The organism is Acinetobacter sp. YH16053, assembly GCF_013417035.1.
GTDB classification, from domain to species: Bacteria; Pseudomonadota; Gammaproteobacteria; order Pseudomonadales; family Moraxellaceae; genus Acinetobacter; species Acinetobacter towneri.
This window is the reverse complement of record NZ_VPEP01000015.1, coordinates 35,948-49,738: the sequence shown is the minus strand read 5'-3', so window position 1 is coordinate 49,738 and position 13,791 is coordinate 35,948. Positions and strand designations below refer to the sequence as shown.

At 41.9% G+C, this 13,791-nt stretch carries 13 protein-coding genes; 2 read left to right on the top strand and 11 right to left on the bottom strand.

From position 1 onward, the window contains the following. Positions 1–46: 46 nt before the first annotated feature. The 4 genes from FTV43_RS11100 to pncB all read right to left on the bottom strand — a co-directional run bounded on the left by FTV43_RS11100 (position 47) and on the right by pncB (position 4,122). Entirely contained in the window at positions 47–973 is a 927-nt protein-coding gene (locus FTV43_RS11100; RefSeq protein WP_158660398.1) for a LemA family protein, read from the bottom strand. Positions 974–1,062: 89 nt separating this feature from the next. Continuing rightward, a complete protein-coding gene (gene asd, locus FTV43_RS11095) occupies positions 1,063–1,914 on the bottom strand; it encodes an archaetidylserine decarboxylase (RefSeq protein ID WP_104852745.1) in 852 nt (283 codons plus the stop codon). After that, on the bottom strand, positions 1,911–2,753 hold the full coding sequence (locus tag FTV43_RS11090) for a sulfurtransferase (RefSeq protein WP_167846417.1): 843 nt from the start codon (positions 2,751–2,753) through the stop codon (positions 1,911–1,913). Before FTV43_RS11090 ends, asd begins: the two co-directional genes overlap by 4 nt. Before the next feature lie 163 nt (positions 2,754–2,916). Continuing rightward, complete coding sequence (gene pncB / locus FTV43_RS11085) at positions 2,917–4,122, bottom strand: nicotinate phosphoribosyltransferase (RefSeq protein ID WP_131261228.1); 1,206 nt, start codon at positions 4,120–4,122, stop codon at positions 2,917–2,919. Positions 4,123–4,356: 234 nt separating this feature from the next. Here pncB and dtd point away from each other — a divergent pair, with 234 nt between their 5' ends. Beyond that, positions 4,357–4,797, top strand: a complete 441-nt coding sequence (gene dtd, locus FTV43_RS11080) for a D-aminoacyl-tRNA deacylase (protein WP_004974142.1) — start codon at positions 4,357–4,359, stop codon at positions 4,795–4,797. Between the two features lie 62 nt (positions 4,798–4,859). On the opposite strand, the gene FTV43_RS11075 is transcribed toward dtd, so the two are convergent. The 3 genes from FTV43_RS11075 to serB form a co-directional block, all read right to left on the bottom strand. Continuing rightward, the gene (locus FTV43_RS11075; RefSeq protein ID WP_004974140.1) at positions 4,860–5,339 is read right to left on the bottom strand and encodes a hypothetical protein; all 480 of its coding nucleotides are present in this window, start codon (positions 5,337–5,339) and stop codon (positions 4,860–4,862) included. A gap of 209 nt (positions 5,340–5,548) precedes the next feature. After that, a complete protein-coding gene (gene aciT, locus FTV43_RS11070; protein WP_004974137.1) occupies positions 5,549–5,884 on the bottom strand; it encodes a ciprofloxacin tolerance protein AciT in 336 nt (111 codons plus the stop codon). Between the two features lie 401 nt (positions 5,885–6,285). After that, positions 6,286–7,506, bottom strand: coding sequence for a phosphoserine phosphatase SerB (gene serB / locus FTV43_RS11065; protein ID WP_179995468.1), 1,221 nt, complete (start codon positions 7,504–7,506; stop codon positions 6,286–6,288). Positions 7,507–7,584: 78 nt separating this feature from the next. Between serB and FTV43_RS11060 the strand changes: the two genes are divergently transcribed. Next, positions 7,585–8,844: a hypothetical protein gene (locus FTV43_RS11060; RefSeq protein WP_179995467.1), complete on the top strand. Its 1,260-nt coding sequence runs from the start codon at positions 7,585–7,587 to the stop codon at positions 8,842–8,844. A 106-nt stretch (positions 8,845–8,950) separates the two neighbouring features. On the opposite strand, the gene ppk1 is transcribed toward FTV43_RS11060, so the two are convergent. The 4 genes from ppk1 to mhpT form a co-directional block, all read right to left on the bottom strand. After that, positions 8,951–11,014, bottom strand: coding sequence for a polyphosphate kinase 1 (gene ppk1 / locus FTV43_RS11055; protein ID WP_096901494.1), 2,064 nt, complete (start codon positions 11,012–11,014; stop codon positions 8,951–8,953). Between the two features lie 232 nt (positions 11,015–11,246). Then, positions 11,247–11,873: a bifunctional nicotinamidase/pyrazinamidase gene (pncA, locus tag FTV43_RS11050; RefSeq protein WP_104852749.1), complete on the bottom strand. Its 627-nt coding sequence runs from the start codon at positions 11,871–11,873 to the stop codon at positions 11,247–11,249. Between the two features lie 47 nt (positions 11,874–11,920). After that, the gene (locus FTV43_RS11045) at positions 11,921–12,322 is read right to left on the bottom strand and encodes a hypothetical protein (protein ID WP_131261230.1); all 402 of its coding nucleotides are present in this window, start codon (positions 12,320–12,322) and stop codon (positions 11,921–11,923) included. 196 nt (positions 12,323–12,518) lie between these two features. Then, complete coding sequence (gene mhpT / locus FTV43_RS11040; RefSeq protein ID WP_131261231.1) at positions 12,519–13,745, bottom strand: 3-(3-hydroxy-phenyl)propionate transporter MhpT; 1,227 nt, start codon at positions 13,743–13,745, stop codon at positions 12,519–12,521. Positions 13,746–13,791: the final 46 nt, after the last annotated feature.

Sequence of the window (13,791 nt, the reverse complement as noted above, 5' to 3'; positions counted from 1 at the left end):
GGAAAACTCTCCCCTCTGATAATATAAGAAGGGAGGGTCTATTTAGTTATATATCACGTTGTTGTAATTGCAGTGTTGGTTGTGTATGAAGCGTAGTCCATTCTTCAAAGCTCATCCACTGTTCTGTCCCGACTTCTGATAAACGCACTTGTTCAACCCAATTTGGATCTTCAGCCAACATAATAATTTCTTCTATTTTTACAGGACCTTTTGGTGTCGAATCAGATAATAAATAGAAGAATTTAGTTGTACTTGGCTTCCCCATATAAACATTTGCTTTATCTACAATTCCTTGTACTTGTTCACTAGACGCAATTTTTTTGCTTGTATCTGCTGCTTTATCCAATACAACTTTAGAGGTTGAGGCTAAGGCTTTAGAACCATCTACAATATTATCTTTTGCTGATTTAAATAAAGCATTCAAACGCTCTCCATCATCCATTTTAAAATCTTTTAAAATAGTTTGTTCTGCATTTTCTATTGTTAAATCAAGATATGGTGCTTCAGAAAAACCCATCCCGTTAGCAACAAAAATCGTAGGGATAGATGAACGATGTGAGTTATAAGCTTTCACGCGAGCATTATATTCATTGCGCCATTGAGAAATTTCATGCTCACATTGCTCAATATTTGTAATTAAGCGATGGTATTGTTGGTCTGCCTTTAAATCAGGGTATCTCTCAGCCATACCCTGTAAGTTCGTTAACATCATATTACTATCTTGATAACTAGAATAGATAGCATTCATTCCTGTTTCTTTAACTACTGTTAAATGTGTCAATTGCTCACTTTCTTGATAACCTCGAACAACATCCATAAGCTGATTAATTAAATTAACTTTTTTACTAATTGAGACAGAAATATTGGATAAAGACTCTTTAATATCATGCGCCTTACGCTGCAGCGAATTATAAGAAGTAAGAACCAAATAAATAATCGCTGCAATTAAGGCAAGTAAAATCCATAACCACATAAATAAAACCCTCACTTTATAATGCATCTGCCTACAAAATAGGCAGATATTTAATATTGAGGGATAATTGTAACGTTATAAATTGAAAATTAAAGTAAAAAGCCTAACTTTTTCCCCATTTCCACCACAGAGTTGGCTTTGAATTCGGCATCCCACTGCATTTTATTTTCTTCAAACAAAACAATCGCGGTTGAACCCAAATAAAAACGTCCTAATTCTGCACCTTTTTCAAGGAATAATTGGTGCTGATTCAGCTCCAAACGCCCCGATGGTTTGACCTTGCCTGTCGCCACGGTTTCAATGCCCGCTACAATCATGGCACCCACTAAAACAACTGCCATACGCCCCAGTTCGGTATCAAACAAACACACCATGCGCTCATTGCGGGCAAATAAACCCGGAATATTTTCGGCTGTGGTTTGATTGACAGAAAACAACTCACCTGGCACATATAAAGTTTCGGTGAGTGTGCCTGCAAAAGGCATGTGTACACGGTGATAATCGCGCGGAGATAAATACACGGTTGCAAATTGACCATTTTTAAATGGTTCAGCCAATTGCGGGTCGGCAATTAAGTTTTCAACAGTAAATTGCTGACCTTTGGCCTGAAAAATTGCCCCATCTTCTATTTTACCTAGCTGCGAAATCGCCCCATCTGCAGGCGATACAATGCTGTTCGGATTGCTGTCAATTTCCCGCACACCCTGCTTTAAAGAACGGGTAAAAAATTCATTAAAAGATTTATATTTCAAGGCATTGCTTTGTTCTGCCAAAGACATATCAATGCCGTATTGCGCCTTGAATGCAGTGATCACCGCATTTTTGAGCACAGGATGCTCACTGGCTGCAAGTTTACCCACAACACGTGATAATTGATGTTGTGGCACAACGCGTTGTGCCTGAATGAAAATTTGTTTTTTTAAACGTGATGTGAGGCTCAAGACGGCAACTCTCCAGTAATAACAGGACTGTCAGGGCGGTTGCCCCATTCACTCCACGCACCATCATAGGCCTGAATTTTCCAACCCAATAAACGCCCTAAAATGTAGGCCAAACCTGAACGGTGATGTGACTGACAATACACCACTACAGGTTCGTTTAAATTGAATCCGAGTTGTTCCAGACGCTGTCGTGTGCGTTCTAAGGGATGCAATTTTAAATGATTTTCACGATTAAGGGCAGTACTCCATTCAAAATGCAATGCCCCAGGAATGTGACCGCCGCGTCGTGCAGCCAAACGCAGCCCTGTATATTCATCTATGGTGCGGCAATCCCAAAGTTGCACCGACTGGTTTTGGCACTTTTCTAATAGCTCATCATATTGAATTCGATACTGATTTTGCTCGGCAACAGGAACAAGCATGCTGACGGGTGTTAGCGGTTCAACCTCAGAAGTAGTTGGAAAACCTGCTGCCAACCATGCGTGAATCCCACCATTTAGTAAACTGGTATTTTCAAAGCCTAAACAGTGTAAATTCCAAATCAGACGCCCTGCCCATGCGCCACCTTCATCGTCATAGGCGACCACATGATGCTCAGGGGAAATACTCAAATACTGAATCAAGTCTTGTAAAGCCTCGGGTTCAGGCAATAAACCCGATGTATCTTCATCCTGACGTAGCAACATGCTCGGTTTGACCTGTAAAGCATGCGGAAGATGCAATTGCTCGTACACCGAATTGCGGCTCAAATCGACAATGCGCAATTTTTCATGCCCTAAAAAGGGAACTAAATCTTCTGCTTCAATCAGCAGTCCAAAATTGAATGGAGAAGTGCTCATTTTTATGCGGTTCAGTCTGTTTGGCAATCAACTTTAACTTAGTATAGGTCATTTTTGATAGCATGCTGTTTTTTTCATAACTTTCGCAGAATTTTAACAATCACATGCTTTAATCTAGAAAAAAACCGAAGATTTTCTTCGGTTTTTTCAATGTGCTCAGGTTTTAAACAGGCGTTTGTATTTCAAAAACTTGGCGTAAATATGCCAAGAAGGTGTCATTATCGGTCATGGTTTTACCCGGACTATCGGACAATTTCGCCACCGACTGACCATTACATTCCACCAATTTCAACACAATATTTAGCGCAGTTTGCCCCATATCATTGGTTAAGTTGGTACCAATCCCAAAACTAACCTGAAAACGGTCTTTAAAATACTGATGCAAGGCCCATGCTTTTTCGACATTTAAGCCATCACTGAAGGTCAGCATTTTAGTTTTACTGTCAATTTTTAGCTTTTTATAATGTGCATAAGCTTTATCGCCCCACACATACGGGTCGCCACTGTCATGTCGCAAGCCATCAAATAACTTGGCAAAATACAAATCAAAGTCACGCAGGAAAGCATCCATCCCGACCACATCAGTCAAGGCAATGCCTAAATCACCCCGATATTCTTGCACCCAAGTTTCTAGTGCGGCTTTTTGGAAGTCACGTAAACGTACATCTAGCGCCTGAAATGCCTGTAAAAACTCATGTGCCATTGTCCCAATTGGGGTAATGCCTAATTCTTTAGCCAACAGTACATTACTAGTACCACGAAACACTTCAGGTACAGCTTGATGAAAAGCCGCAATCACGTGCTTTTGCCATGCAAAACTATAACGGCGGCGCGTACCAAAATCTGAAACCAAAAATGGTGGATCTTCAGGCAGTTGCTGCTGTTGGTAACTTTGAATCAGGGCAATTTTTTGCTGTAAACGGCGCTCACCTTCTGCCCAAACCTCATCATTACGGATGCGCTGAAAATACAGTTCATTGACAATTGCCAGGACAAAAATCTCGAACATCATGGCCTGTACCATCGGGCCTTCTACCCGAATATCCAAACGACCTTGCGCATCAATACTGGCGTGAATAAAACGACGCTTGAGCTGAAATAATTCTAAATAATCGACAAAGTCACTTTTAATAAAGCGTAAATTACGCAAATACTGCAATTCATCTTCTTTAAATTTCAACTGACACAAATGATCAAGCTGCGCATTCAACTCAGCTAAAATATCGCTCAGTGGATACGCGGTATCTTCAAGATTACGGCAGCGGAATTGATACACACTGTGCGTTTGTGGAAATTTATGCAGCACCACCTGTAACATGGTGAATTTATATAAATCAGTATCGAGCAGAGATTGAATAATGGGGGTCATAGGGATCATCATTTCGCGGTACTTCTTGCATTAAAGCATACTTTATTCAGCAAAAAAGGGCTTTTATCGACAATCTTGTTACAACTTTGCTGAAGTGTAGCCTTCCCAAGATATTTTACCTCACTGCGGGCAGCTACCGTTCTGATGCTTTCGTGATTGATGTTAATGCACGCCAAAGTGCCTAAGTTTGCTACAATCTGCAGCCATCCCCCACACTGAGAAAATTAGTCCCCCATGCGCGCATTATTACAACGAGTTCTTGAAGCCAAAGTCGTGGTCGATGGTGAAATCACTGGCGAGATTCAACAGGGTATTTTGGTATTTTTGGGCTTAGGCAAAGACGATAATTTTGAGAAAGGCAAAAAGCTGATTGATAAAATTTTAAAATATCGTTTTTTTGATGATGAACAAGGCAAAATGGGTTGGAATGTCAGTCAGGCCAATGGCAGTGTGTTATTGGTTTCACAATTTACCCTCATGGCACAGACTCAAAAAGGTTTACGTCCTGATTTTGGCCCTGCGATGCCCCCAAACGATGCCAAAGCGCTGTATGAACAATTGGTGGACTATGCCAAAAGTCAGTTTGACAGGGTGGAAACAGGTATTTTCTCTGCCGATATGAAAGTGCATTTGGTAAATGACGGGCCTGTGACTTTTTGTTTGGAAGTCGAATAAATCACATATAAAAAAACCTCTGTCAAAAATTGATCAGAGGTTTTTGTTTGGGTCTGAGCAGCTTATTTACCCGTTTTTTGTTTAATAAACTGGCGTGCCATTTTAATTTTTTCTTTTACAGGTTTTGGTAGTTTAGGTGGAATCAATTTCGCTGCTTGGTTAAACCACACCAATAAGCCAAAATCACCTTCCATTTTAATGCTGCCATTTTGCATGCCTGTCATAAATGCAGTTGGATCACCTTTCATTAAGGTTTTTACGCCTTGCTCGCTGTCTGCAAACTGCAAAATAAAATCGGCTTTTTCTGCATCGCCTGCCACAGTGTCAATATGTCCATTGTTGACAATAATTTGACGCGCCATACCCAAGTCTGTGCCAATTTGAATACGGAACTGGCGTTCATGCACCAACTCAATAAATTTTGGACTGGTACGTGCCAGTTGTTTCATACGCAATGCCAAACCTGCCACGAGAAGGTCAAGTGGATCGGTGCTGACATCAACCAAAGGAAGTTTGACCACAGGAATTGCAGAAAGTTTCATGACAGTGAAGCCTATTGTAATTGTTGGATAATGAACAGACTCATCCTATCACAACTCCCGCTTTTTGCTGCAAGGCTTTGTATAACAATCTTTAGGAGGGTGTTAAAATTTTGTCGCTGTTTGGATGGCGCAAACTGCCGTACAGATAAAGCAAAAAAGATGCAAACCAGTTGCATCTTTTTAAAGTTTTTGAATTTAGTCTGTACGATTTAGCGGCTTGAGCACTGCTGCTGATCGTCTTCATAGACTGGGGTATGTTCGATATAGCGACGTTTTGCCAAAGCACGCTCTGCCCGACGGTCTTCTCGTAATAATAATAAAGTCACCAAAGTCATCGCCAAGAAAATTGCCGACAAGTAACTGTAGGTAATTGGCAGTTCAAATACGCTTTGCACACTGTAGCGCACCACTTCCAATAAACCCCAAAACACCATACCTGCCAACATAAAGTTTAACCAGCGACGATAAGGCGAAAAGAAAACAGCAATCAACGCAGCTGCGACGAGGCTTAAGCCTACAATGGTCGCTAAATTCGCTGTTAGCATAAAAACCTCCGTCTAAAGATGCAGCCTCTTTTTGAATTGGTCTGCGACTTCAAATACCGTTTAAATAAATAATGGATGTCGATTTAAATTCTATGTCTGCATTATGCTGCGTTTTCTAGATAAAAAAAGACTTGTATTTTTATAAAGCGACACACCTTGTCGCAATATTATATTGTCATTACATTTTTTAAATTTTGTAGTTTTCGGGAAGCTAAGCTAGCTCTTTATTCGCGTGTCATTACAAAAAAACACCTTATTTTTTTGCCTTAAAAAATATTTTTTTCATTCAATGCTGTTGCGGTTTTTATCGACAGTTTTTGTTTACCGTTCATCGTTATCTGCTGATTATACAAACAAAAAACGCAGCATGACTGCTGCATTTTTTTCATTGAATTGTCATATTAGGCACGGTTCAAGTCTTTGTCATGCACGCCCAATAAGTACAGCACACCATCTAAGCCCACGCTTGAAATGGCTTGATTGGCGTTTTGACGTACCAACGGTTTAGCACGGAACGCCACACCTAAACCTGCAATAGAAAGCATTGGTAAGTCGTTCGCACCATCACCCACCGCAATGGCTTGTTCCAAAGAAATCCCCATTTTGTCTGCCAGTTCACGTAGCAATAATGCCTTACGCGCACCATCCACAATGTGACCTTTTACTTCGCCTGTAACCATGCCATTTTCCACATCTAGAATGTTGGCATGCACTTCATCAATCCCCAATTTTTCCTGCAGATATTCTGCGAAATATTGGAAACCGCCCGACAAAATAGCGGTGCGATAACCCAAAGATTTCAGGGTTGAAATCAGGCGTTCAGCACCTTCGGTCACGGTCAGACGTTCGGCAATTTTAGGCAACACAGCAGCATCTAAACCTTTGAGCAATGCTACGCGCGCGCGGAAACTTTGCTGAAAATCCAGTTCACCCTGCATGGCACGTTCGGTAATGTCCGCCACCTGATCGCCCACACCTGCCTCAATCGCCAACTCATCAATCACTTCTTGTTCAATGAGCGTTGAGTCCATGTCAAAACACACCAAACGGCGGTTACGACGGTAGGCATTGTCTTCTTGTACCGCGACATCCACACTCAGTTCATTCGACAGGCTTAAACACGCAGCACGCATGGCAACTGCATCTAGCATTTGTCCACTTAATCCAAACTGAATGCAAGCACGTTTAGGTTCATCTTCGGCTACATTAAGCTGTGGGCGACCCGACAAACGGGTTACAGTTTCAATGTTAAAACCTTGGCTAGATACAATATGCGTGACCGCCTGTAAATGTGAGGCCTTCAGCTCTGGTGCCAGTGCAGTCACGATATAACGGGTACGACCGCCTTCTTTGACCCATTGCTCATATTCAGTTGCAGAGATTGGTTTAAAACGCACAGTTAAGCCAATATCATGTGCTAAAATCAGAATCTCCTTCATGGCTAAAGCAGTTGCAGTCTGGTCTTCTGATGCAACAACAATACCTAAAGTCAGTTGATTATGAATAACAGCTTGGCCAACATCTAAGATTTGTAAGGAATGAGCGGACAATACCTGCATTAATCGAGTAAACTGATTAGGTTGGTCAGGTCCTAAAAATGATATAAGAATGATTTCTCGCATGAATTGACTCGGGTCTGAGCTACAACTATTGTGAGAATCATAATCTAAATTGAATATAAATGCCTTGGAAGTTTTACCTTGAATGCGCCTAGACAAGGGCTATTTGCTAGCCTATTGATTGTAAGTTTTGCTTTTCACACCTTTTTATTGGTGCTTGCAACAACACACCAATTAAATGAAAACCGCGCCAATCAGGGGCAGTTAATGACCAGCCAACTGGTCACAGACAGCCTTTCTGAGCTGGAACCTGCCAATACAGTATCACTGGCATTATTGGTGAATCGTTATGCCACCAATCCAAGCATTGCTTCTATTCGTATTTTAGATGCGCAAAATCAGGTCTTGGCGACAGGTGGACAGTCACGTACCCGTGAAGGTGAAGTCTTTGTCCGCGATGCAATCATCAATGAAAAGAAAGTCGGCACTATTGAAATTACCTTAATTCAGCCAAGTATTGGTGAAATTCTGCGTACCCAATGGTTAGCGACACTTTTATCATTATTGGTTCATGGCTTGTTATGGTTGGCTTATCGCGCGATTGCCCGTCCAAGTCGTAGTGAATATTTAGCACGCATTAATAATGAATCTCGCCTTAAACACGAATTACAATTATTGACGCAAGCCCTTGAACAAGAAAAACATCAAACGGCTTTGGCACTTGCGCAGGCACAGCAACAGCCTAAACCTGTGATGTCGCCTAAAGCAAACAAAGCCATTGAGCCTACGCAACCCGAAAATAATATTGCACTCAATATTCAGTTTTATGATCCAAAACAGTTATTAGACACCGTCAATCAAACTGTTTCTGTACCATATTTTAGTCTGTGCCAAATTTTTCTAAATAAAAGCATTGAACTGTGCGTACAACACTACAAGTTAAACCGTTCCGACATTCAAACAGTACAACCATTCCATGAAGATGGCGCAACACTCAGTATTGCAGCCAATACACCAAATGCAGCAGCCTGTATGGCCATGATTGGCACGGTGTTCCAGTTATTGTCTGAAGTGCTGTATAAGCGTTATCGTGAAGAAAAGCGTTTTGTGTTGCAAACTCGCAGTGGTTTATCAACCGCAGTCGAAGCCATGCAGTTATCTGCAGTGCAGGCAGCAGAGCGTTTGGTGCATCAATTATCTGCTCGTGAAAATGCAGTGCATTTACCGAATGAATTACTAGATGAACTGTCTACGCATTATGAATTGGTGAGTATGCCAAATCCGACCAATGTGCTGATGCGCCATGCCTTTATGGTTAATGGCATGGACAGCCAATCGGCTGAGTTGGCGCAAAGCCTGCGAACTGAAATTCTAAAAGGCAAACATTCAAGAGCTTCTTAAAATAATCCATGAGATGCCTTAAAAGCATAAAAACCTGAGTATGCACACATACTCAGGTTTTTTATACTCACAGATGCTAGATCACATCCATTTACTGCAGCCCAATTTACACATTCAACTGCTTCTGCTCGACCAAATACATTTGCGCATTGTGTACAGCAGCCTGCCCCACCACAGCAGCTTTCTGCCATTCGCCATTGGCTTGTAGCTCCCACGCATTTTGATTGTCATGCAAATAACTCAGCAAGCCATCTTCTACAATACGCTGTTTAATTTTCTCATCCAAAATAGGGAAGCAAGTTTCCACCCGTGAAAATAAGTTGCGCCCCATCCAGTCTGCGCTGGCGCAGTACAATTTTTTTGCACCACCATGCTCAAAATAATACACGCGGGTATGTTCCAAAAAGCGTCCCACAATCGAACGGACATGAATACGCTCAGACATACCTTTCACTTTTGGAATCAAACAACAAATCGAGCGGATAATTAAATCGACCTGTACCCCTGCCTGCGAAGCACGGTACAAAGCCGTAATTAACTCAGGCTCAGTCAATGCATTGACTTTAATGATAATTCGGGCAGCTTTGCCTGCTTGTGCAAACCCGATTTCTTGTTCAATCAGTTTGAGCAATTCACTGTGCAAGGTAAATGGTGCATGCAGCAAGTTTTTTAATTTTGCCGATCTGCCCATGCCTGTGAGCTCCTGAAACACCCGATGCACATCTTCACAAATATCAGGATGTGTGGTCATCAAACCATAGTCGGTGTACATACGTGCATTGCCCGCATGATAGTTGCCTGTACCCAAATGCACATAGCGCACCAACTGATCTTGCTCACGACGCACAATCAAAATCATTTTGGCATGGGTTTTATAGCCGACAATGCCATACACCACCACTGCGCCTGCCTCTTGCAAGACGTTGGCGACCATAATGTTGGATTCTTCATCAAAACGTGCGCGTAGCTCGATCACGGCAGTGACTTCTTTGCCATTACGTGCGGCTTCTGCAAGTACCTGCACAATTTCAGAATCTGGGCCACTACGATACAGCGTTTGCTTAATCGCCAACACATTTGGGTCTTTCGCCGCTTCTTTGAGTAAATTAATCACTGGCTGAAAAGAGTCAAATGGGTGATGTAGCAACACATCCTGCTTTTTCAGAATCTCAAACATCGGTTTTTGCTTCCGAAATATTTTTGGAATCACAGGTGCAAAAGGTGGATATTTCAATTCAGGTCGGTCAAAACTACTGGTCAGACGCGACAGGTTAATCGGCCCGCTAATCCGATATAATTGCTGCTCATCTAAATCAAACTCTCTGAGCAAATAATCAATAATATCTTGCGGGCAATCATCTTCAATTTCTAAACGTACCGCACGCCCAAAACGACGTGACGATAATTCATCTTTTAAGGCAACTGCCAAATCATCGACATCTTCGGCCAAAATCAGGTCGGCATTGCGGGTCACTCGAAACGCATAGCAACCTGTGGCTTTCATGCCTGGGAACAGATCATTGATATGCTGCTGAATAATCGCAGTCAAGAAAATATGTTCAGTCACACTACCTGCCACTTCTTTTGGCAAATTGATTAAACGTGGCAAAGAGCGTGGCGCAGGCACAATCGCCATTTCAATTTCACGTCCAAAAGCATCTTTGCCTTGTAAACTGACAATAAAGTTCAGACTTTTATTGACCAAACGCGGAAATGGATGCGATGGGTCTAGGCTAATTGGCGTTAAAACAGGCTGTACCTGACGGGCAAAATAATCGGCAATCCACGCTTTATGTTTATCCACAATGTCATGGTATTGAATAAAGTGAATCCCTAAACTTTGCAGCTGCGGCAAAATGGCATAATTTAAAGTGTCGTATTGCTGCTTCACCGCCTGATGCACTTTATCAGACAGTTCTACCAAGACCTGTTCAGTCGGAATGGCATCTGGGGTACGGGTAATGGCATTCAAATCGAGTTGCTTCATTAAACCTGCAACGCGAATTTCAAAAAACTCATCTAAATTACGTGAAAAAATAATTAAAAAATTGAGTCGCTCTAAAATAGGTAACTCTGGGTCTAAAGCTTGCGCCAAGACCCGACGGTTAAACTCAATTAAAGAGAGTTCACGATTAAAATAAGTATCAGATGAATGCTGAAAGTGTTCCATATCTTCTCTATGCTGTTTTTAAGACAGTCTGCTTATTTCGCCTCTGTGCAAGGCATGGTAGGTAGAGATTATGACAATCATGTTACACCCACAATCAATCGCAGAACATTTCGTCAAAATTGGGTATATGTAAAAAATTGATTTTTATTTATTTTATTTTACATTTAATCTATTTTTATAGCAAAAAGGAAGATTTCGCCCTTCCCTTTCGCGGCCAGTTCGTTATCTAGTTTTAGCCAAGTAAGTGCTGACTTTGTACTCGCTGTACTCCTTGTGCCAACATCTGTTGCCATGCTTGTTCTAAAGAGCCATTTAAATCAATCGCTTTGGTGGCATCTTCAATCACATAGGTGCTAAAACCCAACTCACAGGCATCTATTGCCGTCCACGCCACACAAAAGTCGGTGGCAATGCCCACAATATAAACCGTATCAATTTCACGGGCTTTTAAATAGGCCGCCAAGCCTGTGGTGGTTTTGCGGTCTGCTTCCATAAAGGCAGAATAACTGTCTATTTGCTCGTGAAAACCTTTGCGTATAATCAATTGTGCTGTAGGCAAATCTAAATCTGGGTGTAATTCAGCATCAGCTGTGCCTTGCACACAATGCACAGGCCACAACACTTGCTCGCCATAACTGAGCTGAATCTGCTCATAGTCCTGTTTGCCTGCATGGTTGGCAGCAAAGGACACATGCGTTGCAGGATGCCAGTCTTGGGTGATCACAATGTTCTGAAACACACGTCCCAACGCATTAATGCAGGGAATAATTTGATCGGCATTTGCAACCGCCAAATTACCTCCTGGACAAAAACCATTTTGCACATCAACCACAATCAAGGCATTATTCAGCTGCTGCATGCTGTTTCCTTTCCCATCTTAAACGCTACCCTCAGCATAGCTGAAATTTAAGTCTGAGTTGTATCGCTTTGATAAAAATAAAAAGAATCGTTTTCGGCACAATGTTGATAGTTCGGTAGCTGTAACAATAATTGCCGTACAAAACGTGGATAGATTTTGGCTTTGCGTGCAGTCGCGGCATGAAAATAAAAATAAGGCAGTGGATGCCGAGTTAAATAATTGACCAAATGCTGTCGGGTTAAACGCATCACCTGAAAGGCATCAATACCTGCGTTGACATCTTCATAAGTAGCTTGATCGGCAAATGCCAGCCACGCGTTTTGTTTTGGAGAAGTCCGTGTTGCTCGAAAATGGCGTTTCAGTTCTAAAATAAATTCATATTCAATCAGATACAGCGAAAACTGCTGTTGATCCAACTGAAATTCTGCAATCAATTTTTTCTGCTTCAAATGATACTCTTATATTTACTGTTTTTTAGGACTTATTATACCCTGCTTGCGTCATTGCCACCCAGTAGAACAGGCAGCTTTGCGACAGTACTTGTCACACTTCATTCGAGCATTTTCTCTCAAAAATCAGCGATCAACATACAAAAAAACAGCCTGCAGGTGCAGGCTATTTGGTCTTTCAACTGTTCTCATCCTTTTAAACAGTTTGAATACGACGTACCAATAACAACATGAAAATGGCTGAAATAATAATACATGGAATAGCTGCTGAAATAACCCCAGCCGCACCAAAGCCTGCTGCCAACAACTGACCTGCAATAGCAGGGCCAAGCATTGCGCCTACACGACCAACAGCAGAGGCAACACCGACCCCAGTACCACGTACTTCGGTTGGGTAGACAATACTACCAAAAGCATATAACACGCCCTGACAGCCAATCACAAAAGCACCGACCAAAGCTGAAGCCATATACATTTGCATGAGTGAACCCGCTGCATTTAGAGCAAATAAACCTGCCAAAATACCACCATACATCAATAAAATCACGTAGGCTTTTTTCCAACGGTCGGTCAGCATACCCAAAATTACAGTACCGACTGTCGCACTCACCATGAAATAGAACTGTGCAGTACTGCCTTCTTTACGCGAGAAACCTAATTCCATAAATAAAGATGGTAACCAGCTCAACATGATGTAAACCACCATCAAGGTAAAGAAGTAACTCACCCAAATAAATAAGGTACGCAATAAGTTTTGTGAATTAAACAAATCTTTAAAAGATGCTTTTGGCGCAGCATTTTGTGCTGTGACATCTTTACCTGCCGCTTGTGCTTTTAAGAATTCACGTGATTCTGGCAATAACCACATCATCAATGGAATGACAATAAATGGCAGCAAACCACCCAAATAGAAAATGTTTTTCCAGTTTGAGCCAAAATCTGTACTGGCAATTAAAGATAAAATGGCTGCACCCACAGGCATACCACAATACATCAAGCCCACAGCACGACCACGGTTTTGTGGCGAAACAGCTTCAGATGCCAAAGTAATTAAAATTGGCATGGCTGCCCCTAAACCCGCACCTGCCAAGAAGCGCACCGCCAATAGGCTTTCAAAGCTATTCACCCACACCGTACATAAGGTAAATAAAGCAAAGACTGCTGTAGACCAGATTAATACTTTTTTACGACCAATACGGTCTGCAAAACGTCCGCCAACCAAAGCACCTGGCAATAAACCTAAAATACCCGCACTAAAAAATACCCCAAGCTGCGAGCTGTCTAAACCAAAATGCTCACGGATACCTGCCGCAGCAATACCTGCTGCCTGAATATCCAGACCTTCAATCACTGCAATTAAAAAGCAGATCGCGACGGTAATAACCGCATGCCGCTGATCGCTATGTTGTGTTGATCTATCCATTGGGTCCCTCTACTAGAATTAGATAGCCATGTGAAAGCCTGCATCT